The organism is Streptomyces sp. NPDC053076 (genome assembly GCF_044546845.1).
Taxonomy (GTDB): domain Bacteria; phylum Actinomycetota; class Actinomycetes; order Streptomycetales; family Streptomycetaceae; genus Streptomyces.
The window spans coordinates 887,267-912,293 of sequence record NZ_JBITZL010000002.1 but is presented as its reverse complement, the minus strand read 5'-3'; the positions used below and the strand labels follow the sequence as shown (position 1 = coordinate 912,293).

Sequence of the window (25,027 nt, the reverse complement as noted above, 5' to 3'; positions counted from 1 at the left end):
CGGGAAACCGGCAGGGAATCCATGAGGCGGCGGGCCAGGGCGTCCGGCGCCGCCTGGGGCAGCGTGTGGTGCCAAGACATCCGGCACGTCGGCACTCTCCCCGCGCGGCAGCAGGCCGGCGGCCCGCCGCACCACCTCGGTGGGGTCATGGGTGCTGCTGTTCGCGGCCACGGACAGCAGCACCGCGCGCCCGCGGTCCGCACCGCGCGTCCACCACGGGTACGCCGCCTTGGACCCGGCGAGATGCCGGGCCGGGTCCAGGAGGAACAGGCGGCGCACCCGGTCGGGCGTGCGGTGCGGACCGCCGGCCGGTGAAGACAGCGGTCGTGGGAGTCGGCTCCGGGCGTGCGGTGCGGACCGCGGGCGTGCGGTGCGGATCGCGGGTGCGGTGCGGACTGGCGGGCGGTCCAGGCGTCGCAGGGGTGCCCGCCGACGTCGGCCACGGTGAGCCGACGCCGTCCAGGACGGCGTCCAGCCGGTCGGCCCGGCCGGCGACCGCTACGGGGGTGGCGGTCGCCGGCCGGGACGCGGCCCGCTCATACCCCGCCCGGCGGCGCGGCGCCATGTGACTCGCCGCACAGAACGGCCAGGTAACACGGGGTTCACATACGAGCAATGATCGGGAAACGGCCTGTTGACAGGCTGCCCGGCAGATCGAGCGGCTCCCCAGTGCCGCAGCGCCGCGGCACCCACGCAGTCGGGTGCGCCGACCCACCCCCTAAGGATGTGGCCCCCGTGACCTTCAAGGCTGAGTACATCTGGATCGACGGCACCGCGCCGACGGCCAAGCTCCGTTCCAAGACGAAGATCATCACGGGTTCCGACGCCGGTCTCGACACGCTCCCGGTCTGGGGCTTCGACGGCTCCTCCACCAACCAGGCCGAGGGCCACGCCTCGGACCGCGTGCTCAAGCCGGTCTTCACCTGCCCGGACCCGATCCGCGGCGGCGACGACATCCTGGTGCTGTGCGAGGTCCTCGACATCGACATGACCCCGCACCGGTCCAACACGCGTGCCGCGTTGGCCGAGGTCGCCGAGCGGTTCGCCGCCCAGGAGCCGATCTTCGGCATCGAGCAGGAGTACACCTTCTTCGACGGCTCGCGTCCGCTGGGCTTCCCCGAGAACGGCTTCCCGGCCCCGCAGGGCGGCTACTACTGCGGTGTCGGCTCCGACGAGATCTTCGGCCGTGACGTCGTCGAGGCCCACCTGGACAACTGCCTGAAGGCGGGCCTCGGCATCTCCGGCATCAACGCCGAGGTCATGCCCGGCCAGTGGGAGTTCCAGGTCGGCCCGCTCGCCCCGCTGGAGGTCTCCGACCAGCTGTGGGTGGCCCGCTGGCTGCTGTACCGCACCGCCGAGGACTTCGGCGTCTCCGCCACGCTCGACCCGAAGCCGGTGAAGGGCGACTGGAACGGCGCGGGCGCGCACACCAACTTCTCCACCAAGGCCATGCGCGAGGGCTACGACGCGATCATCACCGCGTGCGAGTCGCTCGGTGAGGGCTCCAAGCCGCTGGACCACGTCAAGAACTACGGCGCCGGCATCGACGAGCGCCTGACGGGCCTGCACGAGACCGCCCCGTGGGACGAGTACTCCTACGGCGTCTCCGACCGTGGCGCCTCGGTCCGCATCCCGTGGCAGGTCGAGAAGGACGGCAAGGGCTACATCGAGGACCGCCGCCCGAACGCCAACGTCGACCCGTACGTGGTGACCCGCCTGCTGGTGGACACCTGCTGCGCCGCGCTGGAGAAGGCCGGCCAGGTCTGATCCGCAGAGCTTCACCGAGGGGCGCCCGCCGTCACGGCGGGCGCCCCTCGCTGCGTGTCGTGCACCGCCGTGGAGACCGACGCAGCGAAGCCCTCCGTACGCGCCGCCCCCCTCCGGCGAACTGCCCGACAGAGCCCCGCTGTCCGGATACCGAGACGGCCCGCAGATCGCGCCGGACCCCCGACAGGCCGCTGACCAGGGCAGAAAGCCGAGTTGCCGGGGACGGGCCACAGGGGTGTCACACCCGGGATGCGTCCAAGCAGTGAGAGAAGTCTCCTGCGCGCCGCGCGCCTCTGCTTCAATGGGCCCATGGCCGGCTTCCAGCAGATCACCGCGACGGGTCGTTACGACCTTCAGCCGTTCTGGCCTTCCCGTCAGCACCACGACTTCGACCGGGTGTGTTGCCGCGCGACGAACGCGCGGGCCCTCTAAAGCCGTACACCCCGGCCTTCGGCCAGCGCGAAACGACGTACGTCCTCCGGCGCGCCCGACCACGAATCGCGGCCGTCGCCCTGCCCGACGAACTCCTCGCGCGAAAGAGCTGACCTCACATGGCGACCACCCGTACCCTCTCCACCGCCACCCTGCCCACCCCCGTCCCGCACGGCACGCGGCACCGACTGCGTGCCGTCGACCGGGACGAGGTGGCCGACGTCACCGACCTGCTGCCGCCGGGCGCCACTTGGCTGCCCGCGCCGCAGCACACCCTGCCCACCCTGCCGGGACAGCCGCCGATGGTCGGCTATCTGGTGCTGGTCCCGGCCGACCAGCGGCCCCCCTTCCTGCCGGTCGCGGTCCCCGACCGGCCGGAGACCGGGACCGGCCCCGGCACCGACCCGCTGGTGCGGATCGACCCCGTGCGGCGCGCCGCCAGCGTCGACGGCCACGAACTCGACCTCACCTACCTGGAGTTCGAGCTGCTCGCCCACCTGGTGGCACACCCGCACCGGGTGCACACCCGCGACCAGCTGGTCACCACGGTGTGGGGCTACGGCCATGTCGGCGACGGCCGCACCGTCGACGTGCACATCGCCCGGCTGCGCCGCAAGCTGGGCGCCCAGCACCGCCAGACGATCCAGACGGTGCGCCGGGTCGGCTACAAGTACATCCCGCCCGTCGGCCGCTGACCTCCGGCTCTGCCCTCGGCAGAGTCCGTGCCGGTCCGCGCCCGCGGCGGGCAGGATCACCGGCATGAGACTTCTGGTGCTGGGCGGTACGGAGTTCGTGGGGCGGGCCGTCGTGGAGGCCGCGCTCGGACGCGGCTGGGAGGTGACCGTCTTCCACCGGGGACGGCACCGGCCCCCGCCCGGGGTGCGGTCGTTGCACGGCGACCGCACCGCGCCCGGCGGTCTCGCCGCGCTGGCGGCGGACGGCGGCGAATGGGACGCCGTGGCCGACACCTGGTCGGCCGCCCCGCGCGCGGTCCACGAGGCGGCCCGGCTGCTGCGCGGCCGGGCCGGGCGGTACGCGTACGTCTCCAGCCGGTCGGTGTACGCCTGGCCGTGGCCGCGCGGGGGCGCGCAGGACGCCGCGCTGGTCGAGGGCGCCGCCGACGCCGAGGCCACGGACTACGCGCGGGACAAGCGCGGCGGCGAACTGGCCGCCGTCGGGGCCTTCGGTGCGGCGCGCTCGCTGCTGGTCCGGGCCGGGCTGATCCTCGGCCCGTACGAGAACGTCGGCCGGCTGCCCTGGTGGCTGACCCGGATCGCCCGCGGCGGCCCGGTCCTGGCCCCCGGCCCGAGCGAGCTGCCGCTCCAGTACATCGACGTGCGCGATCTCGCCGACTGGCTGCTCGGCGCGGTGGAGCGCGGCCTGAGCGGGCCGTACGACCTGGTGAGTCCGCCCGGCCACACCACCATGGGCGAGCTGCTCCGGGCGTGCCTGCGGGTCACCGGCGCGGACGCGGAACTGCGCTGGACCGCCCCGGAGGTGATCCTGGACGCCGGGATCGAGCCGTGGACCGAGCTTCCGGTGTGGGTGCCGCCGGGCGGCGAGATGTACGACTCCGTGCACGGCGCGGACGTGTCGCGGGCGCTCGCGACGGGGCTGGTGTGCCGGCCGGCGGGCGAGACCGTCGCGGACACCTGGCGGTGGCTGACGGGGATCGGCGGCGTGGCTCCCCGGCGGCCGGACCGCACCGGCAAGGGGCTGGACCCCGAGGTGGAGGCGGAGGTGCTGGCCGGGGCCCGGGGTGTAGCTGACACCACCCTCCACAAGGGGGCCTCGGACGACTGACTCGCGCGGGGGTGTCGGCAAGACTGGCGGCATGAACAGCGATACGACGAGAGACGATTTCCGCACCGTGGCCAGGGAAGCCCTGCTGGCCGCCGTGCAGGGCCTGGTGCTGGCCATCGTGGTGCTGCCCTGCGGCGTGGCGTTTCTCGTACTGACCCTCGTCTCCGTCGCCTTCGTCCCGCTCGGCATCGGGCTCGTCACGACTCCGCCGGTCCTCACCGCCGTACGGGCCCTGGCGGACGCCCGCAGGAGGCTCGCCGCGCAGTGGTGCGGGATACGGATCCCGGCGGTGTACCGGCCGGTGCCCCCGGGCGCCGGCCCCTGGACGCGCACCGTCACCCTGCTCCGGGACCCGCAGGTCCGGCGGGACGTGCTCTGGCTGCCGGTGGACATGACCGCGGGCTTCTTCACCGCGCTGCTGCCGGCCCTGCTGGTGTTCTACCCGGTCCAGGGGATCATGCTGGCCGCCGGAGTGTGGCGGGCCTATGTGCATCAGCCGGGCGACACCTACTGGTACGCCTTCGTGCCCGTGACCGGCCAGGCGACGGCCTTCGGCGCCGCCGCGCTCGGCGCAGCGGTCCTCGCCGTCGCCTGGCGCGTCACCCCTCGCCTGCTGACCACACACTTCCGGCTCACGCGGGCCGTGCTCGGCGGCGACGCCGAACTCGCCGAACGGGTCCGGGTGCTGACCGAGACCCGGCAGGAGGCCGTGGACACCTCGGCCGCCGAACTGCGCCGGATCGAACGGGACCTGCACGACGGCGCGCAGGCCCGGCTGGTCGCCATGGGCATGGACCTCGGCACCGTCGAGATGCTGGTCGAACGGGACCCGGCGCAGGCGAAGAAGCTGATCGCCCAGGCCCGCAAGAACTCCGCCGAGGCCCTGGAGGAGCTGCGCGACCTGGTGCGCGGCATCCATCCGCCGGTCCTCGCCGAACGCGGTCTCGGTGACGCCGTACGGGCGTTGGCGTTGCGCCTGCCGCTGCCCACGGAGGTGGTAGTGGAGCTGCCCGGCCGTGCGGAAGCGCCCGTCGAGTCGGCCGCCTACTTCGCGGTCAGCGAGGTGCTGACCAACGCCGTCAAACACTCCGGCGCCGAACGGGTCTGGGTCGACGTGCACCACACCGACGGCCGGCTGCGGATCAGCGTCACCGACAACGGCAGGGGCGGCGCCCTGGTCGGCGCCGGGTCGGGCCTCGCCGGGGTCGAGCGCCGGCTCGGTACATTCGACGGCGTCCTGGCCGTCAGCAGCCCCGCCGGCGGCCCCACCATGGTGACCATGGAGATCCCGTGCGTGTTGTCCTAGCCGAAGACCTCTTCCTGCTGCGCGACGGGCTGGTGAGGATGCTGGACGCCTTCGGCTTCGAGATCGCGGCCGCCGTCGAGTCGGGCCCCGAACTCACCCGCGCCCTGGCAGAGTTGAACCCCGATGTGGCCGTGGTCGACGTACGTCTGCCGCCCACGCACACCGACGAGGGCCTGCAGTGCGCGCTCGCGGCCCGCCGGGCGCGGCCCGGGCTGCCGGTGCTGGTCCTCTCCCAGCACGTGGAGCAGCTGTACGCGCGCGAACTGCTCGCCGACGGCGACGGCGGGATCGGCTATCTGCTGAAGGACCGGGTGTTCGACGCGGAGCAGTTCATCGACGCCGTACGACGGGTGGCGGCGGGTGGTACGGCGATGGACCCGCAGGTGATCCAGCAGCTGCTGTCCCGGCGGTCGGTGGACGACCGGCCGCTCGGCCGTCTCACCCCGCGCGAGCGGGAGGTGCTGGAGCTGATGGCGCAGGGCCGGTCCAACGCGGGCATCGCGGCACAGCTGGTGGTGACGGAGCGGGCGATCGCCAAGCACACCTCCAACATCTTCGCCAAACTGGGTCTGGAGGTGTCGGACGACGACAACCGGCGCGTCCTGGCGGTGATCGCCTACCTCGACCGCGACCGCTGAGCTGCCAACTCGCCTGTTTCCGCAAGTAATTTGTGAAACCTGTGAACACCTCTGGGGCGGCGTCCGTATGAATGGGCGCCGCTTCACTCCTGTCGGGCGCCTCGATGCTGCCCCGCAAGGAAGTCAGAGGAGTTCCATGGGACGCAACACACGAAAACGCCGTACGCCGCTGGCCACCAAGGCCATAGCCGCATCGGCGGCCCTAGCGCTCGGTGGGGGCGGGCTGATCTGGGCGAACTTCTACGCCTCGGCACACGAGTCGAACCACCAGACGTGGGGAGGCAACCAGACGAAGGCCGCGACGGCGCAGGTCGCGACCATTTCCTGCCCGGACGTCGGCCAGAAGCTGACGAACGTGCCCGGCCCGGCCCGCCAGGGCGTGGCGACGGAGCTGGCGAACCTCGACAAGCAGATCACCGAGGCATACACCCGGCTCGCCTCGACGCGTGACACGCAGGCCAAGGACCCGAGCTTCGTGCAGAACGCGATCGTCGGCCCGCTCAAGGAGAAGCGGTCGGCGACGATCGACCGGATCCGGATCGACATCCAGCGGGTCGGCGGCTCCTTCGACAACGCGCTGAAGCAGCTCGCCGCCTGTACGACGCAGGCCGCCAACCAGACCAACGCCGGCGGCCAGCAGAACAACGGCGGCCAGCAACAGAACGGTGGCCAGCAGCAGAACGGTGGCCAGCAGAACAACGGCGGCCAGCAGCAGGGCGGCCAGCAGCAGGGCAACAACGGCCAGCAGGGCAACATCGGCGGGCAGGCCGGCAACGGCCCGGTCGCGGCCGACTACGTGGACATCACCAAGGTCGCGCCGAACGTCCAGGGCAAGCCGCGCCGGCTCCGCAACGCCTCGACGGGTACGTTCACCACGCGCTGCGGTGTGAACGCCAACAAGAACCACAACACGGACAACGTGATCGTGGCGCCCGGCGTGGCCAACGGCGCGCACCACCTGCACGACTACACCGGCAACCAGAAGGTCAACGCCTTCTCCAGCAACCAGACGTTCCTGCAGGGCGGCACCAGCTGCCAGAACCGCAGCGACCTGTCGTCGTACTACTGGCCGGTCGTCCGCGTCCAGGACGGCACGCAGGACTTCGACCAGAACGCAGACGGCGGTGGCAAGGAAGGCAACGTCGGCAAGATCCTGACCCCGGTCCAGGCGGAGATCAAGTACGTCGGCAGCCCGGCGAGCAAGGTCGTCGCGATGCCCCAGTTCCTGCGCATCATCACCGGTGACGCCAAGACCACCACCAACGGTCTGGCCAACGCCAACGCGCACTGGAGCTGCACCGGCTTCGAGAACAAGGTCCAGCTGACCGAGCAGTACCCGATCTGCCCGCAGGGCAGCAAGGTGGTGCGCTCGTTCGCCTTCCAGAGCTGCTGGGACGGGCAGAACATCGACAGCGCCAACCACCGCACGCACGTCGCCTTCGCCGACCCGGCAAGCGGTGTCTGCCCGAACGGCTTCAGGGCGATCCCGCAGCTGACGATGCGGCTCGTATACAACATCACGCCGCCGACCGTCCAGAACGGCCAGCTGAAGAACGCCTTCGCCGTGGACGGGTTCCCCGAACAGCTGCACAAGCCGGCCACGGACCACGACGACTTCATCAGCGTCACGAAGAACGGCCTGGCCAACAAGATCGCCAACTGCATCAACCGCGGTCAGAACTGCGCCTGACCCCGTAACCGGGGCAGGACAGAAGGCCGGTGACGAATCCCCCTCCCGTCACCGGCCTTCGCCGCGCCCGCAGACCGTACGCACGCGCCGTACCCGCGAACCGCGCCCGGCGTGCGTCCGTAAGCCGCGCCCAGCGTGCGTCCGTGAACCGCGCCCAGCGTGTGCCCGCGAGCCGGGTCTGACGTGTGCCCGCGAGCCGGCGTACACGCCGCGCCCGCGAGCCGTGTGTACGACGGTGTCAGCCGCTGTGCGCGTGATGGTCGGCGCCGGCCTCCAGATCGCCGCCGAGCGTGCCGCGCAGCGCCTTGACCACACCGTCCTCGCCGACGGCGACCCACTTGCGGCCGACCAGGTAGTGACCGCCGTAGTCCTTCGCGTCGTTGATCCACTCGCGCTGGCCGCGGTCGGTGGCGAAGGTGGCGAGGATGAACTTGCCGTCGCCGTTGCGGCAGATGGCCTGGCGGATCTCGTCGGCGTCGGTCTGCATGTTCGGCCGGCACTTCACCTCGGCGGCCAGCCGCTCCAGGCTGCCGGTCGCGGTGGGCGGCACCGAATCGGTGTCCCCGCCCGCGCCGCAGCCCGCGAGCGTCACGATGGCCGCGGCGCCGAGCAGCAGTCCTGTCAACCTCATCTGTTCCTCCGGTCCTGGTGTGCCAAGCATGCCCCAGCTCCTTCGGATACGGCTCCCGCCCGCGCTGCGCTCAAATCCGCTGCACAGACGCGCACGGGTGTGCGAGGGTGACCCGATGAACCAGAGCTGGGAAGATCGCGTGGCCGCCGCCTGGGCCACTTTCGGCGACTATCCGGAAGAGCGCGCGCACGAGTTCCGCGCGCTGATCGACGCCCTCGCCTCCGAGGTGCCGGACGACAGCCCGCTGGGCTCCTTCGAGCGGGCCTGCGCCTGGGACTCGACCGGGCACTCGGACAAGGCGGTGCCGCTGTACCGGGAGGCGCTGGAGCGGGGCCTGAGCGACCTGAGCCGGTACAAGGGGCGCCGGGCCAAGATCCAGTTGTCGAGTTCGCTGCGCAACATCGGGCAGGCGGAGGAGGGCGTCAAGCTCCTCACGCCCGAACTGGTGGCGCCCTCGGACGAGTTGGACGACGCGGTCCGGGCATGCCTCGCGCTGTGCCTGTCCAGCCTCGGCCGCGACCGCGAGGGCCTGGCGCTCGTGCTCGGCGCGCTGGCACCCCATCTGCCGCGCTACCAGCGGTCGATGGCCAACTACGCGCGCGCCCTGGTCGAGCCGGAGGCGTGAACCACTCGCCCGGCGGTGACCAAGTCACGGCCGGCTCGTTCTCCCGGGCGTGCCGTCACAGGATGTAGCCCACCGTCACGCACCCGTCTCCGGCCCGGTCGACGTCGAGCAGGCCGAGGCCGCGCTCGTCGAGCACTACCCCCGGCTGGCCCGGCTCGCCTATCTGGTGCTCCCGCCGGGCCTCGGCCGCAGCCGCCGCGTGCTGACCGCACACGCCCTCGTCCAGCGCGCCCTGCCCCGGGGCCGCCGGCAGGCGCCCGCCATCTTGGCCCAGTCCCTGGGCCGGGAGGCCGACCCCGGGTACGCCTACCTGCGCGAGCGGGTCCTGCGCACGGCTCTGGAGGCGGCGCGTCGCCGCAAGGGACGGCCCCGGCTCTCCCAGCTGCCGCCGCTGCTGCCCCAGGTGTGGGGTCTGCGACTGTTCCCGCGCTCGGGCGGGGCCGACGAACTCGCGCTGGATCAGCGGCTGTCCGCCCTGTCCGGACCGGCCCGCGCCGCCTACGTCCTGCGCGACCTGGAGGAACTGTCCGACGCGGGCGTCCGCGAACTCCTGGAGAACGCCGGGGTGGCCGACCCCGGCGGCGCGCTGGCCTCGGCGAACAGCGTGCCCGCACAGCCGGGTCTGCTCACCTCCGCCGAGTTCGACCCGTGTTCGCTGCAGGCCCGGCCCACCGATCTGATGCGTCGCCGTCAGCACACCAAGGCCGCCCTCGCCGCCGCCGTCGCGCTCGCGGTGTGCGGCGCGCTGGTCGCCCTGCCGGGCGGCGGCTGGGGCCCCGACGGCGCCGCCGCGCCCGTCTACGCCGAGAACCCGGCGGCCGAGGCCGCCCTCGACCCCGGCAGGCTGACCCGGGTCTCCCCCACCGCCTGGCGGACCTCGGCGCGTACCGACTTCGCCGTGTGGCCCGCGCGCGGCCCGCTCACCGACGACAAGGCCCTGCTGCGCCGCGCCCTCGCCGTCTGGGCCCGCCCCGGACAACAGGTCCGGGTCTCGGCGACCCCCGGCACCCAGACCGGCGGCCCGGCCGGTCCGCCCCAGCTGCTGTACGCGGGTGAGGTGGACGCCGCCCATGTGGTGATCCTCTACGACGGCCTGCGCATCGCCCGGTACGCCGAGCCGAAGAGCGGCACGCAGGGGGCGGCCCTGGACTTCGCCCGGATCGACGGCGCGACGGACGCCGGGGCGAGCGCGCTGGTGCTGGACCGCTCCGACGGCAACGTCCGCTATCTGCTCGCCCCCTGGGTGACGAAGGCGGCTCAGCGGGACCTGGCGAAGCCGGACTCGGCGGCCACACCGCTCACCCTCGCCGGCGGTGTCACCGCTCCGTTGGCCAGTTCCGCCATGCGGCCGGGCACCTGCACCTCGTGGACCGCGCTCCAGCTGACCGACGCCTCCGGGACCCGGCTCGCCACCGACCTCGGCGAGCTGGTCCCGGCCCACCTCACGGCCGGCCGTCCCGGCTCGCCCGACGAGGCGTCCGGCGCGGAGGGGCTGCGCACCTGGGCCCCGTTCGCCTGCTCCCTGGCGGCCGAGCGCTCGGCGGGCGTCAGCAGCGTCAACGCCTGGACCTACGCCGAGCAGCCGCTGCCCGACGGCAGCGGATCCGGCGCGTGGGTGTGCACCCGGGCGGAGACCTGGCGCGGTGCCGGCACGCTCACGCTGGCCCAGTTCCGCACGCCGGGCGGGGCGGTCGGGACGGCCGTCGCCAAGGCCACGGACGTGCCGGCCTGCGGGCCGCGTGCCCCCCAGGTGCTGGCCGGGGTGCTGTGGAAGTCGGCGGCCGGGAGCTGGTACCTGCTGGCGGCGGGCGGCTCGGACACGGCCTCGATCCGGGCCACGGGCGGGGTCACGGCGTCCGGGCAGGGGCCGCTGCTGGCGGTCCGGGCCAGGCAGGGGGTACGGGCCGACCTCACGGGCACCCTGGCGGACGGACGGAAGGTCAGCGGCCTGCGGTAGCAGTTGTTGACGTCCGCGTAAACAAGCTGCGCCCGAGGGCTTCTCAGGCGTCTTACCCGCCAGTACATTGACGCCATGTCTCATAAGCAGCCTCGGCCGGTGGAGTACGAGCGCATCGCGCTCAAGGCCCGCAACGTGTCCTTCTCGTGGGAGGCCACGCCGCTGCACTGGGTGCCCGGCGATCCGTTCACCACGCACACCATCAACGTGCTGCACCTGCTGCTGCCCGCCGGTGAGCGGTGGTTCGTGCACGTGTACAAGCAGGCGCTGCCGCTGATCCGGGACGACCGGCTCCGCGAGGACGTCGTCGGGTTCATCGGCCAGGAGGCCATGCACTCCCAGGCCCACGACGAGGTGCTGCCGCACCTGCGCGAGCAGGGTCTCGACCCGACGCCGTACACCGCCCAGGTCGACTGGTTCTTCGAGAAGCTGCTCGGTGACCGCACCCTGCCGCCGGGCCGGGCCCGCCGCTGGTGGCTGCTGGAGCGACTGGCCCTCATCGCGGCCATCGAGCACTACACCGCGTTCCTCGGCGACTGGGTGCTCAACGCCGCCGAGCTGGACCGGCGCGGCGCCGACCCGACCATGCTGGACCTGCTGCGCTGGCACGGCGCCGAGGAGGTCGAGCACCGGTCCGTGGCCTTCGACCTGTTCCAGCACGTCGACGGCGGCTACCGGCGCCGGGTGCGCACCTGGGCGACGGCCTTCTCGGCCCTGGTGTTCCTGTGGCAGCGCGGCATCCGTTTCTTCCTGGAGAACGACCCGACCCTCACCGACGCCAAGGGCTCCCTCAAGGACTTCTATCTGCGCGGCCGGCAGGGCACGCTGCCCGCCACCGGGGACATGCTGAAGTCCATCCCGCGCTACCTCGGCCGCGCCTACCACCCCTCCCAGGAGTGCTCCACCGTCCAGGCCGTGGCGTATCTGGCCGGCTCCCCGGCCGCGCTCGCCGCCGAGAAGAGGGAGGCGGCGTGACACCGAAGCTGCGGACCGTCGCCCTCGTCGGGGGCGTCGCCCTGCTCACCCGGCGGGCCCTGCGCCGCCGCGTCCGGCGCTCCCCGCTGTGGCCGTTGCCCGCCCTGGACCCGCCGGTCTCCGGCCGGCCGCGTTCGCGGGCCCTGAAGCTGCTGGTCACCGCCCACGAGACGATCGCCGACGACGTCGTGCGACTCCGCCTGGAAGGGCCCGCGCTGCCGCGCTGGGAGCCGGGGGCCCACCTCGACCTGGTGCTGCCGTCGGGGCTCGTGCGGCAGTACTCCCTGTGCGGGGACCCCGAGGACACCGCCGCCTACACGGTCGCCACGCGGCTCGTGGCGGACGGCCGGGGCGGCTCCCGCGAGGTGCACGAGCAGCTCGCCGAGGGCATGGAGCTGGAGGTGCGCGGCCCCCGCAACCGCTTCCCGCTGGTCGACGCGCCCGCGTACGTGTTCGTCGCCGGCGGCATCGGCATCACCCCGGTCCTGCCGATGCTGCGGGCCCTGCCGGAGGGCACCGAGTGGCGGCTGCTGTACGGCGGGCGGACGCGGGCGTCGATGCCGTTCCTCAAGGAGGTGCGGGCTCTGGCCGGAGACCGGCTGACCGTGGTGGCCGAGGACGAGGACGGGCGGCCGGACCTGGCCACCCTGTTCGCTCACACGGCAGCGGGAACGGCGGTGTACTGCTGCGGTCCGGAGGGCCTGATGGCGGCCGTGGAGGAGGCGCTGCCCGAGGGTGCCACCCTGCACCTGGAGCGGTTCGCCCCGCGCACCGGCGCGGACGGTGACACGGAGTTCGAGCTGGAACTGCGTCGTAGCGGACACACGTTGACGGTGCCGCCCGACTCCACGGTCCTGGCCGCCGTACGCCGTGCGCTGCCGGACACCGCGTACTCCTGCGAACAGGGTTTCTGCGGGACCTGCCAACAGCGGGTGCTGGCCGGGGAGGTCGATCACCGGGACGAGCTGCTGACGGACGCGGAACGGCACGACTCCATGCTGATCTGCGTCTCCCGGGCCCGGAACGATCGCCTGGTGCTCGACATGTGAACACAGGCGGCCGAATCCGATCGGTAAGGTGTTCGTATGAGTACCGGGGTTCGCCGCAGGATGGGCGTCGAGGAGCGGCGGCAGCAGTTGATCGGTGTCGCTCTCGACCTGTTCAGCCGACGCTCGCCCGACGAGGTCTCCATCGACGAGATAGCCACGGCGGCGGGCATCTCGCGCCCGCTCGTCTACCACTACTTTCCGGGCAAACTCAGTCTCTACGAAGCCGCGTTGAAGCGTGCCTCGGAGGATCTCGCGAGCCGTTTCACCGAGCCGCACGAGGGCCCGCTCGGGGCCCGGCTGCTGCGTGTGATGCGCCGCTTCTTCGACTTCGTGGACGACCACGGCCCCGGTTTCTCGGCGCTGATGCGCGGCGGCCCGGCCGTGTCCGCGGACGGAGCGGGCTCGCAGGATCATGTCTCGGCCACCCATGCGCTGATCGACTCCGTACGGCAGGCCGCCTACGAACAGATGCTGTCGCACCTGGGGGTGACCGAGGCGTCACCGCGTCTGGAGCTGGTGATCCGCTCGTGGATCTCGCTCGTCGAGTCCACGGCGCTGATCTGGCTGGACGGCCGGCGCATCCCGCGCGCCGAGCTGGAGGTCCAGCTCGTGCACGACTTCGCCGCGCTGGCCGCCGTCAGCGCCGCCTACGACGCGGACATGGCCGAACTGCTGCGCACCATGGTCAAGGACGAACCGGCCGACGGCCCCTTCGGGGAACTGGTCGGCCGGCTCATCGCCCTGGGTTCCTAACGGTCGAACTTCCGGTACGACGGGTCGAGGTCGCGGACCTCGGCGGAGGCGTGCAGGGTGCGGGCCGCGTCCGCCACATGCCCGCGGAGCAGCTCCAGGGCCGTCTCCGCGAGCTTCGCCTTCGTCTCCTCGCTCCGCCCGGCGAGGAGCCCGATCGTCACGTGCACGACGGTGTGCCCGCGCGCCCCGGGGTCCTCGTACCCGAACGCCGTGTACGCGCTCGGCCGGAACTGCGTCTTGCATGCCTCCGGCTTCGCCGCCGCGATCTCCACGGTCGCCTCGTGCAGCGCCCGCGCGAAGCCCTCGCGGTCGAAGGCTTTCTCCATGGTGTCGGAGTAATCGATGGTGATCTGCGGCATGCGCACTCCCGTTCTACGGCAACGGCCTCACCCTAGTTCTTCGCCCGGGTGAACACCGCCGCCGTCCGCGCCGGCACGGTGAACGTGCCCGAGCCGGCCGTGTAGGCGGAGGTCTTCACCACCGGGTCCGAACCCGTCGCCTGCACCGGGTGCAGCCGGTAGTGGGTGCCGGCCAGGCCGTCGATCCTCTGCTCCTGCTGCCGCGGGGTGGCGTTGAGGACCACGACCAGGTCACCCAGCTTCATGGTGATCACGCCGGGTGTCTCGTCCTGCCCGGACAGCGGGAAGGAGAGCCGGTCCTGCACCTGGGCGGCCGTACCGAGCGAGAACGCCCCCTCGGCCGTGCGGATCCTCAGCAGGTCCTGGTACGCGGCCGAGGCGCCGGTGATCTGCGGGCAGCCGACCTCGACCGAGCCCAGCAGCGGCTTGGCGTAGTCCCACTTGGACCGGTTGTCGGCCGCCGGGGGCAGCCCGCGCCCGAAACCGTTGCCGTCGGCGCAGTTCCAGTGGATGGCGTTGAACCAGTCACCGCTGTCGAAGGAGTTGCGGTCGAGGGACTTCGAGCGCAACAGGTCGGTGCCCGCCTGGGAGAGGGAGGGCCCCTGCGAGAGGACGGCCGTGGCCATCGCCAGGACCTGCATCCGGGCCCGGTCGGCTGCGGACGTGTCCTTCGGGAGCTTGTAGGCGAGGGCGTCGAACAGCGACTCGTTGTCGTGCGCGTCCACGTAGGCGAGGGCGTCGCCGGGCGCGTCCGCGTAACCGGCGGGCGAGCCGTTGTAGTCCACCTCGGCGCCCGTCACCTCCTTGCCGCCGGTGTCCGTGAAGCGGAACTTCGCGAGGTTGCCGGTCAGACCGACCTTGATCAGGTCCTGGTAGTGCAGCAGCCGGGCCTTCTGCTCCGCGGACGTGCCGTTCGCCGTCGAACCGTTGGGGTCGGTGTACAGGCCGGACGCGAAGCCCTGGACGCCGGGGTCGGTGTCGAAGGGGCCGCCGCCGCGCACCGCGTCGCGGGCGCGGTCGGAGAAGGTGGCGATGCCGGTGCCGGCCATGTTCGCCTGTGTGGCCTGCACGAACCGGGCGTCGTCCGCGACCTCGCCGAAGTTCCAGCCCTCGCCGTACAGGATGATCTTCTTGCCGTCGACGCCGTCCTTCTGCACGGTCAGTGCGTCCAGGGCCTTGCGCACGGCCAGGATGTTGGCCTTCGGGTGGTGGCCCATGAGATCGAAGCGGAACCCATCGACCTTGTACTGCCTGGCCCAGGTGACGAGGGAGTCCACGACCAGCTTGCCCATCATCGCGTTCTCCGGCGCGGTGTTGGCACAGCAGGTGCTGCTCGCCACCGAGCCGTCGGCGAGGAGCCGCTGGTAGTAGCCGGGCACGATCCTGTCGAGCACGGAGGTGTCCGCCTGGCCGCTCGCCGCGGTGTGGTTGTAGACGACGTCCATGACGACCCGCAGACCGTCCTGGTTCAGCGCCTGGACCATCTTGCGGAACTCCACGGTGCGGGCCGTGCCGTCGGGGTCGGTGGCGTAGGAGCCCTCGGGCACCGTGTAGTGGTACGGGTCGTAGCCCCAGTTGTAGGCGTCCTTCGCGGCGATCTTCGCCGCGCACTCCTGCTGCTTGTCGGAGTCGGCCGGGTAGGAGGCCAGCGGGCAGCCGGTTCTCGCCTGGTCGGCCTTCTTCTCGGGGATGGTGGCGATGTCGAAGGCCGGCAGGAGGTGCACGTACGACGTCCCGGACTTCGCCAGCGCCTTCAGGTGCCGGGAGCCGTCACTGTCCCTGTCGGTGAAGGCCAGATAGGTGCCCGGGTGCTTCGCGGTGCGGTCCTCGACCGAGAAGTCCCGGATGTGCAGCTCCTGGATCTGCGCGTCCTTCAGCGGTACGGCCCTGGGCTTGCGCAGCGCCGACCAGCCGCCCGGAGCGAGGGACTTGTCGTTCAGGTCGACGACGAGGCTGCGCTCGGAGTTCGCGGTCAGGGCGACCGAGTACGGGTCGGTGACCTCGTTGGTGACCATCTTGCGGACGCTGGGCGCCCAGACCCGCACGACGTACCGGTACGGCTTGCCCTTCCAGGACGCGGGTCCGGTGACGGACCAGACGCCGGTGGTGGCGTCGCGGTGCATGGCGACGATACGGCCGTCGAGGTCGAGCTGCACGGACCGGGCCGTGGGTGCCCAGACGGCGAGGGTGGGCCTGCCGTCGTGGAAGACCGGGCCGAGCGCGGCCTCCGTCGCACCCGGGTAGAGGTCGTCCAGCACGCCCGCGGTCTGCACGCCGGTCGCGGCGAGCACCGCCCCGTTCGCCGCCCGTTGCGAGGCGACCAGCTGGCCCCGGAGCGCAGTGCGCACCCGGTCCCGGTCGCGCGGGTCCACGGACCAGGCGGTGTAGTCCTTCAGATGCGGGAACTTCGCCTTCTGGGCGTCGGTGAGGGTGGTCTTCGCCAGACGCAGCCAGCGCTCGTCGTCGCTGGTCAGCGAGGAGTCCCTGGTGGCGATGGAGCCGTCCTCGGAGTACAGCAGCTGGGTGGAGGCGGCGCCGTCGACGCCGTTCCAGGCGACGGTGTCCCGGTCGATCCAGACCGCCTTGGAGGTGGTCAGGTCGAGGGCGGCCGCACTGCCCGCCGGCTGCGGAAGCAGGTACTTCTCCTGGCCGTTCAACAGCCACACCTCGTAGCCGTTCGCCTTGAGGTCCAGGGACTGGTCGACCGGGAGATCCTTGTCGTCGCCCTTGTGGAGGATGTAGCTGAGGCTGGTGGCACCCTCGGTGAGGGGTACCTCGAAGACCGCGCCATAGGCATCAGTCTTCACCGGCTTCAGGGGGTTCGACCAGTCGGTGGGGTGCGCGGCACCCGTCCAGACGTGCAGGCCCCAGCCGTCGTAGTCCCCGTCGGCACGGTGGTAGTGGATGACCGCCCTGGTCGTGTCCTGGGCGGGACGGTCGGGCCTTTCCGTGAGGACGTCGGCCTTGCCCTGCTCGATCCACACCTCACCCGTCCGGGTGACGTCGATGGACCGGTCGGCGGAGACGTCCTTGTCGCCGTCCTTGTCGATGACCAGGAAGCCGACGCTCGAGGCACCGGGCTTGAGCTTGACGTAGGCGAAGGCGCCGTAGGCGTCCCGGCCGGTGAAGGGGTGACTGGCCGGCCAGTCGGTGGCCTCGCCGTCGGCGAGGTCGCCCCAGGCGTACAGGCCCCAGTCGGCGTAGTCGCCGTCGGTGCGCTTGTAGTGCACGATCGCGTAGTCGCGGGAGGAGGCCGTGGGGACCTCTTCGGCGGGCGGGGTGCCGGTGGTGCTGCTCGCCGTGGCGCTCGCGGTGTGCCCGGCCGAGTCGATCACCACGGCCTTGTAGCGCAGGGCGGTGCCGGCCGGCACGTCCTTGCCGATGGTCTGGGTGACCTTGTAGGGGGCGTGGTCGGCGGAGCCGAGGACGCGCCACCTGCCGTTGCCGACCTGGGCGGCGAACACCACGCGGTTGAGCTGACCGTGCTCGACACCGGCCGTGACGTCCACGGTCCCGGTGGCTCCCGCGGCCGGCGCCTTCAGGGTGAGGGACGGCTCGGCGGCGGGCTCGGCGAGGGCACCGGACGCCTGGTAGACGACGGCGGTGCCGGCCGGGACGGTGAGGGTGATCTCGCGGTCGCCGTCGGACGTCACGGAGCCGGTGGCCCCGTGGATCCCCCGGTACGACATGTCCGCCGAGCCGGTCGGGAAGGTCGCCGTCTTCGGCTCGCCCGCGTTGTTGAACGCGACGACGTACTCCTGGCCGGTTTCGGCGTCCGTACGGGTGAAGGCGTAGACGCCGGCGCCGTCGGCGGCGTACCGCTCCGTCTGGACGCCGTCCGTGAGGGCCGGGTTGGCCTTGCGGAGCCTGGAGAGGGCGGCGATCTCCCGGTAGAGCGGTGCCTTCGGGTCGTAGGCGGCGCTCGCGTGGGTGCGACCGGTGCCGATCTCGTCGTCGTCCAGGTAGTCGGCGACCTTCGAGGCGAACATGGTCTGGCGGGCGTCCTTGTCGCCGCCGGAGCCGGTGAAGCCCTGCTCGTCGCCGTAGTAGACGACCGGGTTGCCGCGGCTGAGGAACATCAGCTCGTTGGCGAGCCGGTCCTTGGCCAGGATCTCGGCGTCGGTGGCCTTGGGGTTGTCCTGCTTCAGGAAGTACCCGATGCGGCCCATGTCGTGGTTGCCGAGGAAGGTGACCTGCTCGTACGCGTTGGCCTTGTCGGTCGTGTACCTGTAGTCGTCACCGAGGACGCCCGCCAGTTTCCTCGCGCTGCCGCCCTGGGAGGCGTAGGCGCGGGCCGCGTCCTGGAAGGGGAAGTCGAGGGTGGCGTCGAGCCTGCCCTGGGTGACGTACGGGGAGGTGACCGAGGTGTCGGCGGAGTACACCTCGCCGAACATGAAGAAGTTCTTCCGGCCGTGCGCGGCGGCGTACTTGTCCAGCGCCGTGGCCCACCGGGTCCAGAACTCCATGTTCACGTGCTTGACGGTGTCGATCCGGAAGCCGTCGACATCGAAGTCCCGCACCCAGCGCTGGTAGATCCTCTCCATGCCGGTGACGACCTCGGGACGCTCGGTCCACAGGTCGTCCAGCCCGGAGAAGTCGCCGTAGGTGGCGGACTCGCCGGCGTAGGTCGAGTCGCCCCGGTTGTGGTACATGGCCGGGTCGTCGAGCCAGGCGGGGACCTTGTCGTGGCTGGTGGCCCGTGGCGTGCGCGGGAAGGAGCCGGCGTCGACGGCCGGGAACCTCTTCCCGCCGGCCGCGTAGCCGGCGTCGTCGAAGGGCCGTCCGTCCTCGGTCAGATAGGGGAAGGCGCCCTTGGAGAGGTAGTCGTAGGACTTCTCCTCGTAGTCGACGACGTCGGCGGTGTGGTTGGTGATGACGTCGAAGAAGACCTTCATGCCCTTGGCGTGCGCCCGGGAGATGAGGGTGGAGAGGTCCTGGTTGGTGCCGAAGTGCGGGTCGACCTGGGTGAAGTCGGTGATCCAGTAACCGTGGTAGCCGGCCGAGGCGTTGGCGCCGGAGCCCTGCACCGGGCGGTTCTTGAAGATCGGCGCCATCCAGATGGCCGTGGTGCCGAGCCCCTTGATGTAGTCCAGCTTCTTCGTCAGGCCCTTCAGGTCGCCGCCCTGGTAGAACCCCTTGTCGGTGGGGTCGTAGCCGGTACTGAGGCGCGAGCCGGTCAGGCCGCCCCGGTCGTTGGACCTGTCCCCGTTGGCGAAACGATCCGGCATGACGAAGTAGAACTGCTCGCGGGTGTCGTCGTGCCGGGCGGGCTGGGCCGCGAGGACCGCGTCCGACGGGGGTGCGGGCGGGGTGGCCGCCCGGGCGGCCAGTGGCTGGACCACTGCGGCGGCGAGGGCGACGGCGGTGACGGCCGCTGCCCGTCTGACGTGGGCGGTACGGCGCCTGCGGGGCGCCGGCCATCTGGGTATCACAGGCGGGAACTCCTTGCGATTACGGCTCATTCGGGTCCGACCCCTACGCCCGCGGCACGGCTGCGCTGCCGGGCGCCCGCGCGACCGTACCGCCGGCGAAAGGTTTACAGCAAGACTTGTGAAACCTGAAGAAAGAGGTTTCACATATCGTGGGCAGCCGTGCTCAGCAGCTCGACTTGCCGGCGTAGAGCGCCAGGGCCGTGTCGGCGCCCAGGGTGGCGGTGAACTGACCGCTGGAGTTCACGCTCACCGGGGTGTTGTTCTGGACGTTGCAGTACGTGCCGGCGGGGAGGGACGTCTGGTACGTCCGGGTCATGCTGCCCGACTCGTGGTTGATGGCCACGTATCCCTTGCCGCCGCGGCCGAAGGCGATCCAGTCGTTGCCGTTGTCCCACCAGTTGGTGACCGCCTGGCCGCGGGTGGCGTTGCGGAAGGCCACCATGGATGTGATCTCCGGCCAGGCGTGCTGGCATTTCCAGCCGTCCTGCCAGCACGCGGGGACCGTGCCCCCGTCGGGCGGGCCGGCGTCGGCGTCCGTCCACTCGTAGCCGGAGTTGATGTCGGGGGAGCCGTAGGGCCAGGCCAGCATGAAGACGTTGGCCAGGGTGTAGTTCGCGCCGGACTTGTAGTTCAGCGTGCTGCCGTTGCGCTCGGTGTCGTGGTTGTCCACGAAGACGCCCGCGGCCGAGCTGCTCAGGTAGCCCCAGCCCTCACCGTAGTTGGCCAGGTAGGCCAGCTTCTCGCCGGTGAAGACGCGCTTGAGGTCGTAGGCGTACCGGAACTCCTGGACGTCTCCGTTGCCGGTGTACTCGGAGGGCTGGACGGCCTCGCCCGCGCCGTAGATGACCTCCTGCTTCCAGTAGACGGAGGGGCTGGTCAGGCGGCTCTTGACGGCGGCCAGGTCCTCGGCCGGGATGTGTTTGGCCGCGTCGATGCGGAAGCCGTCCACGCCGAGGGCGAGGAGGTCGTTCAGGTAGCCGGCGACCGTCTTGCGGACGTACTCCTCACCGGTGTCCAGGTCGGCCAGACCGACGAGTTCGCAGTGCTGGACGTTCCAGCGGTCGGAGTAGTTCGTCACCTGGGAGGTGCAGTCGTCGAAGTCGTGGCTCGAATACAGGGCGGGGTAGTCGTACTTCGTGTACGACGAGCCGCCGGTGCCCGTGCCCGATCCCGCGGCCATGTGGTTGACGACGGTGTCGACGACGACCTTCACACCGGCCGCGTGGCAGGTGTTCACCATGTTACGGAACGCCGTGCGGTCGCCGAGGCGGCCCGCGATCCGGTACGACACCGGCTGGTACGACGTCCACCACTGCGCGCCCTGTATGTGTTCGGCAGGCGGGGAGACCTGCACGTACCCATAGCCGGCGGGGCCGAGGGTGCCGGCGCACTCCTTGGCCACCGAGTCGTACTTCCACTCGAAGAGGACGGCGGTGACGTCCTTGACGCCGGGCGGGGAGGCCGCGGCGGTGGTCGGGTTCATGCCAACCAGAGCGGCGGTCGTGAGGGCGACCGCCGTGGGGAGGATTCTGCGTGCCATGTGGGGTTCCTTCGACGTTGAAGGCAAAGGGACCGCTGAAGGCGCTTGCTGCAATGTTTCAGCAAACTTGCGGTGACGCAGATGTTAAAGGCCCGCTGTCCGAAAGACAGCGGGCCGTTGTGAAGTTGATGCAAGAACTTTCAGCTGGGCCGTCAGGCGAGCTTCGTCCACCACACGGTGGTGTCGGCCGGCACCTTCGCCTCGCCGTCGGCCTCGGTCACCTCGCCGCTGGTGAGCAGGACGCGGCCGTACGCCGGTGTGGTCACCGACTCCCCGGTGGTGTTCGCGACGCACACGAACTCGCCCCGCCGGAAGGCCACGACGCCCTCGGGCGCCCGCAGCCACTCCACGGCGTCGCCCGCGCCCAGGTCCGGCTGGGACCGGCGCACGCGCAGCGCCGAGCGGTACAGCTCCAGCGTCGAGCCGGGGGTCCCCGTCTGCGCCTCCACGCTCAGCCCGGCCCAGGCCGGCGGCTGGGGCAGCCAGCTGCCCCCGCTGCCGAAGCCGTACGAACTGCCCGTGCGGGTCCATGGGATCGGCACCCGGCAGCCGTCCCGGAAGCCGTCCTGGCCGGCGCCCCGGAAGTACGCCGGGTCCTGGCGCACCTCGTCGGGCAGGTCCACGACGTCCGGCAGGCCCAGTTCCTCACCCTGGTAGATGTACGCCGAGCCGGGCAGGGCGAGCATCAGCAGGGTGGCCGCCCGGGCGCGGCGCAGGCCCAGTTCGCGGTCGCCGGCCGTGCGGATCTGGGTGCCCAGGCCGGGCGGGTTGGCGAAGCGGGTGGCGTGCCGGGTGACGTCGTGGTTGGACAGCACCCAGGTGGCGGGGGCGCCCACCGGACGCATCGCCTCCAGCGTGCGGTCGATGACCGTGCGCAGCTCCTTCGCGTCCCACTCCGTGCTCAGGTACTGGAAGTTGAACGCCTGGTGCAGTTCGTCCGGGCGGACGTAGTTGGCGGTGCGCTCGACGGTCGGGGTCCATGCCTCCGCGACGAAGATCCGCCCGCCCGTCTCCCACCACCGCCCTTCCGCCGAAGGGCCTTCGGGCCCCCTCCGGTCCGCGTACTCGTCGAGGATCGTCCGCCACTGCCGGTAGATGTCGTGCACACCGTCCTGGTCGAAGAACGGCATGACATCGTTGCCCAGCAGCTTGAGCTGGTCGTGGTCGCCGAGGTCGGGCAGGCCCTCCGCCTTCACCAGGCCGTGGGCGACGTCGATGCGGAAGCCGTCCACACCCATGTCCAGCCAGAAGCGCAGGATGGAACGGAACTCGTCGCCGACGGCCGGGTGGTCCCAGTTGAAGTCGGGCTGCTCGGGGGCGAAGAGATGCAGGTACCACTCGCCGGGCGTGCCGTCCGGCTCGGTCACCCGGGTCCAGGCCGGGCCACCGAAGATCGACTCCCAGTCGTTGGGCGGGAGTTCGCCGTCCTTCCCGTTGCCGGGGCGGAAGTGGTAGCGCTCCCGGAGCGGGGATCCGGGGCCCTCGGCGAGGGCTCGCTTGAACCACTCGTGCTGGTCGGAGGAGTGGTTGGGCACGAGGTCGACGATGACCCGCAGGCCGTGCGTGTGGGCGTCGCGGATGAGCGCGTCCGCGTCCAGCAGGGAGCCGAACATGGGGTCGACGGCCCGGTAGTCGGCGACGTCGTAGCCGGCGTCGGCCTGCGGGGAGGCGTAGAAGGGGCTCAGCCACACGGCGTCGACGCCGAGGTCGCGCAGATAGGGCAGGCGGGAGCGTACGCCTTCCAGGTCGCCCATGCCGTCGCCGTTGCTGTCGGCGAAACTGCGCGGGTAGACCTGGTAGATGACCGCGTCCCGCCACCAGTCGCGGCGGTCGGCGACGGTGGCGACGGAGAAGTGGCGGGCCGGTGCGGCGGAGTGCTGCTGGCTCATGGCGTCCTTGATACGTGACTGGGGCATGGTGGACGGACGGTGGTGCGGCGACGGGCCGGGCGGGGCGGAGACGGGTGCGAGGCGGGCCGCGGTGACAGCGGGGTCGGATGGACACCGCGGCCCGCCTACCCGCGCGGTGAGGCGCGCGGGAGTCCTGTCCCGGCGGGCGGTCAGCCCTTGGTGCCGCCGGCGGTGAGGCCGGTGACGAGGTTCTTCTGCACGAGGTAGAAGAACACGGTCACGGGTATCGCGATCAGCACCGCGGTGGCGGCCATGTAGTTCCACTGGGCGTCGTGCTCGCTGACGTAGGTCTGCAGGCCGACGGCGAAGGTGTACTTGGAGTCGTCCAGCAGGAAGGTGGTCGCGAAGGCGACCTCGCCGACGGCGGTGATGAAGTTGTAGAAGGCGGCCACGGCCAGGCCCGGGCGGGCCAGCGGCAGGATGAGCCGGAAGAAGGTGCCGAAGGGGCTGAGCCCGTCCACCCGTCCGGCCTCGTCGATCTCGAAGGGGATGGTGTCGAAGTACCCCTTGAGCAGCCAGGCGCTGTACGGCACGGCGGTGGAGCAGTTGATGATGATCAGCGACCAGTACGTGTCGATGAGACCGAGGTCGCTGAAGATCTCGTACATCGGCACGATCAGGATGGCGATCGGGAACGCCTGCGTGAGCAGCAGGACCCACATCAGCTGCTTGTAGCCGGGGAAGCGCATGCGGGAGACCGCGTAGCCGGTGGTGGCGGCGACGAAGACACCGATGAAGGTGGTGCCGAGGGCCACGATCATCGTCGACTTGAACCAGTCGAAGAACCCGGTGTGCTCCAGCACGAAGCTGTAGTTGGAGAAGGTCAGCTTGCCCGCGATCTCACCCGGGTGGAGGTAGTCCTCCTTGTCCGGGCCGAGGGACAGGTAGCACAGCCAGGCCACCGGGGCCAGGGCGATGAGGCTCGCGACGACGAGGCCGCCGTGCAGCAGGGCGGCGCCGAGCGGGCCGCGCTCGCCGCGCCGGCGCACGCGGCGCCGGGGCTCGCCGCCCGGGGCGGGGGCCGGTGCGGCGTCGGTCTTGTCCAGGGTCGTGGTGCTCATGGCGGCTCCTGCGGCGTCAGACGGCGAGCTGGTCATTGCGCTTCAGCCAGCGGAAGTAGAAGGAGGTGAAGACGGTCAGGATCGACAGCAGCAGCACGCCGTAGGCGGCGGACTGGGCGAAGTCGCGCGGCTGCTGGCCGAAGCCCAGCGCGTAGGCCCAGGTGACGAGGATCTGGGCGTCGGGGGCGGAGTTCTTGCCGAACAGCAGGAAGATGATGACGAACTGGTTGAAGGTCCAGATGATGCCGAGCAGCACGACGGTGGAGCTGACCGAGCGCAGACCGGGCAGGGTGACGTGCCGGAAGCGCTGCCAGGCGCTGGCGCCGTCCATCTCCGCGGCCTCGTAGAGCGTGGAGTCGATGGACTGCAGGCCGCCGAGCAGGGACAGCATCATGAACGGCACACCGCACCAGGTGTTCACCATGATCGCGGCGAACCGCTGCCAGAAGGTGTCCTCCAGCCACTCCGGCTGGGGCAGGTGGAGCGCGCCGAGGAGCTGGTTGAACACGCCGGAGTCGGCGAGCATGATCCGCCAGGAGAAGACGGTGACGAAGGTCGGCACGGCCCAGGGCAGCACGAGCAGCAGCCGGTAGACGGTACGGCCGCGCAGCCTCTGGTTGAGCATGAGCGCCAGGCCCAGGCCGATGGAGTAGTGCAGGGCCACGCAGGCGGCCGTCCAGACGACGGTCCACAGGAAGTGCGACCAGAACCGGTCGTAGGCCGTCGGGCCGAACAGGATGTCCTGGTAGTTGTCCAGGCCGATGAACGTGTAGGTGGCGTCGATGTGGTTGACGCCGATCGTGCGCGCCGAGTTGAGGCTGTTGGCGTCGGTGAGGGTGAGGTAGAGGCCCCGCACCAGCGGATAGCCCACGAGGACGCCGAGCACGACGACCACCGGGGCGATCATCGCGTAGGCGTACCAGTATTTCTGGAGGCCGTTCTTGATGCGCTGCCCCAGCCCGGGCCGAGGCGCGCGGTCACCGCGGCGCTTGCCGGTCGCGCGGTCGATGGCGACTGTCATGGTTCGACACCTTCAAAGGATCAAGGAGTTGGGCTGGGCGCAGGCGGTGGCCGCCGGATCCCTCCCCCTTCTCATACA

General features: G+C 71.3%; 18 protein-coding genes. 11 read left to right on the top strand and 7 right to left on the bottom strand.

Annotation, left to right across the window (positions count from 1 at the left end):
- Positions 1-735: 735 nt before the first annotated feature.
- The 6 genes from glnII to ACIGYR_RS11320 all read left to right on the top strand — a co-directional run bounded on the left by glnII (position 736) and on the right by ACIGYR_RS11320 (position 7,636).
- Positions 736-1,767, top strand: a complete 1,032-nt coding sequence (gene glnII, locus ACIGYR_RS11345) for a glutamine synthetase (RefSeq protein ID WP_399595622.1) — start codon at positions 736-738, stop codon at positions 1,765-1,767.
- Between the two features lie 551 nt (positions 1,768-2,318).
- A complete protein-coding gene (locus ACIGYR_RS11340) occupies positions 2,319-2,894 on the top strand; it encodes a winged helix-turn-helix domain-containing protein (RefSeq protein WP_399595624.1) in 576 nt (191 codons plus the stop codon).
- A gap of 64 nt (positions 2,895-2,958) precedes the next feature.
- A complete protein-coding gene (locus ACIGYR_RS11335) occupies positions 2,959-4,002 on the top strand; it encodes an NAD-dependent epimerase/dehydratase family protein (protein WP_399595626.1) in 1,044 nt (347 codons plus the stop codon).
- Between the two features lie 31 nt (positions 4,003-4,033).
- Positions 4,034-5,308, top strand: coding sequence for a sensor histidine kinase (locus ACIGYR_RS11330; RefSeq protein ID WP_399595628.1), 1,275 nt, complete (start codon positions 4,034-4,036; stop codon positions 5,306-5,308).
- Positions 5,293-5,946 carry a LuxR C-terminal-related transcriptional regulator gene (locus ACIGYR_RS11325; protein WP_391838926.1) on the top strand — a complete coding sequence of 218 codons (654 nt, stop codon included), beginning with the start codon at positions 5,293-5,295 and terminating at the stop codon, positions 5,944-5,946. The genes ACIGYR_RS11330 and ACIGYR_RS11325 overlap by 16 nt, the downstream gene beginning before the upstream one ends.
- A gap of 136 nt (positions 5,947-6,082) precedes the next feature.
- Positions 6,083-7,636: a DUF1996 domain-containing protein gene (locus ACIGYR_RS11320; protein WP_399595629.1), complete on the top strand. Its 1,554-nt coding sequence runs from the start codon at positions 6,083-6,085 to the stop codon at positions 7,634-7,636.
- 238 nt (positions 7,637-7,874) lie between these two features.
- On the opposite strand, the gene ACIGYR_RS11315 is transcribed toward ACIGYR_RS11320, so the two are convergent.
- Positions 7,875-8,267, bottom strand: coding sequence for a hypothetical protein (locus tag ACIGYR_RS11315; RefSeq protein WP_391838922.1), 393 nt, complete (start codon positions 8,265-8,267; stop codon positions 7,875-7,877).
- 115 nt (positions 8,268-8,382) lie between these two features.
- Between ACIGYR_RS11315 and ACIGYR_RS11310 the strand changes: the two genes are divergently transcribed.
- The 5 genes from ACIGYR_RS11310 to ACIGYR_RS11290 all read left to right on the top strand — a co-directional run bounded on the left by ACIGYR_RS11310 (position 8,383) and on the right by ACIGYR_RS11290 (position 13,626).
- Entirely contained in the window at positions 8,383-8,892 is a 510-nt protein-coding gene (locus ACIGYR_RS11310) for a tetratricopeptide repeat protein (protein WP_399595632.1), read from the top strand.
- Positions 8,893-8,941: 49 nt separating this feature from the next.
- Positions 8,942-10,849, top strand: coding sequence for a hypothetical protein (locus ACIGYR_RS11305; RefSeq protein WP_399595634.1), 1,908 nt, complete (start codon positions 8,942-8,944; stop codon positions 10,847-10,849).
- A gap of 75 nt (positions 10,850-10,924) precedes the next feature.
- Positions 10,925-11,824, top strand: a complete 900-nt coding sequence (locus tag ACIGYR_RS11300) for a metal-dependent hydrolase (RefSeq protein ID WP_399595635.1) — start codon at positions 10,925-10,927, stop codon at positions 11,822-11,824.
- Positions 11,821-12,873 (top strand): PDR/VanB family oxidoreductase, encoded by a 1,053-nt coding sequence (locus ACIGYR_RS11295; RefSeq protein ID WP_391838917.1) that lies wholly within the window; start codon positions 11,821-11,823, stop codon positions 12,871-12,873. The genes ACIGYR_RS11300 and ACIGYR_RS11295 overlap by 4 nt, the downstream gene beginning before the upstream one ends.
- Positions 12,874-12,909: 36 nt before the next feature.
- The gene (locus tag ACIGYR_RS11290) at positions 12,910-13,626 is read left to right on the top strand and encodes a TetR/AcrR family transcriptional regulator (protein WP_391838916.1); all 717 of its coding nucleotides are present in this window, start codon (positions 12,910-12,912) and stop codon (positions 13,624-13,626) included.
- Here ACIGYR_RS11290 and ACIGYR_RS11285 read toward each other — a convergent pair.
- The 6 genes from ACIGYR_RS11285 to ACIGYR_RS11260 form a co-directional block, all read right to left on the bottom strand.
- A complete protein-coding gene (locus ACIGYR_RS11285) occupies positions 13,623-13,985 on the bottom strand; it encodes a 5-carboxymethyl-2-hydroxymuconate Delta-isomerase (protein WP_391838914.1) in 363 nt (120 codons plus the stop codon). The genes ACIGYR_RS11290 and ACIGYR_RS11285 overlap by 4 nt on opposite strands.
- Positions 13,986-14,017: 32 nt before the next feature.
- On the bottom strand, positions 14,018-19,417 hold the full coding sequence (pulA, locus tag ACIGYR_RS11280; protein WP_399595639.1) for a pullulanase-type alpha-1,6-glucosidase: 5,400 nt from the start codon (positions 19,415-19,417) through the stop codon (positions 14,018-14,020).
- A 163-nt stretch (positions 19,418-19,580) separates the two neighbouring features.
- The gene (locus tag ACIGYR_RS11275; protein WP_399595640.1) at positions 19,581-20,957 is read right to left on the bottom strand and encodes an alpha-amylase family protein; all 1,377 of its coding nucleotides are present in this window, start codon (positions 20,955-20,957) and stop codon (positions 19,581-19,583) included.
- 152 nt (positions 20,958-21,109) lie between these two features.
- Positions 21,110-22,846, bottom strand: a complete 1,737-nt coding sequence (locus ACIGYR_RS11270; protein ID WP_399596502.1) for a glycoside hydrolase family 13 protein — start codon at positions 22,844-22,846, stop codon at positions 21,110-21,112.
- A 170-nt stretch (positions 22,847-23,016) separates the two neighbouring features.
- Complete coding sequence (locus ACIGYR_RS11265) at positions 23,017-23,928, bottom strand: sugar ABC transporter permease (RefSeq protein WP_391838906.1); 912 nt, start codon at positions 23,926-23,928, stop codon at positions 23,017-23,019.
- A 16-nt stretch (positions 23,929-23,944) separates the two neighbouring features.
- Entirely contained in the window at positions 23,945-24,949 is a 1,005-nt protein-coding gene (locus ACIGYR_RS11260; protein WP_391838904.1) for a carbohydrate ABC transporter permease, read from the bottom strand.
- Positions 24,950-25,027 lie beyond the last annotated feature (78 nt).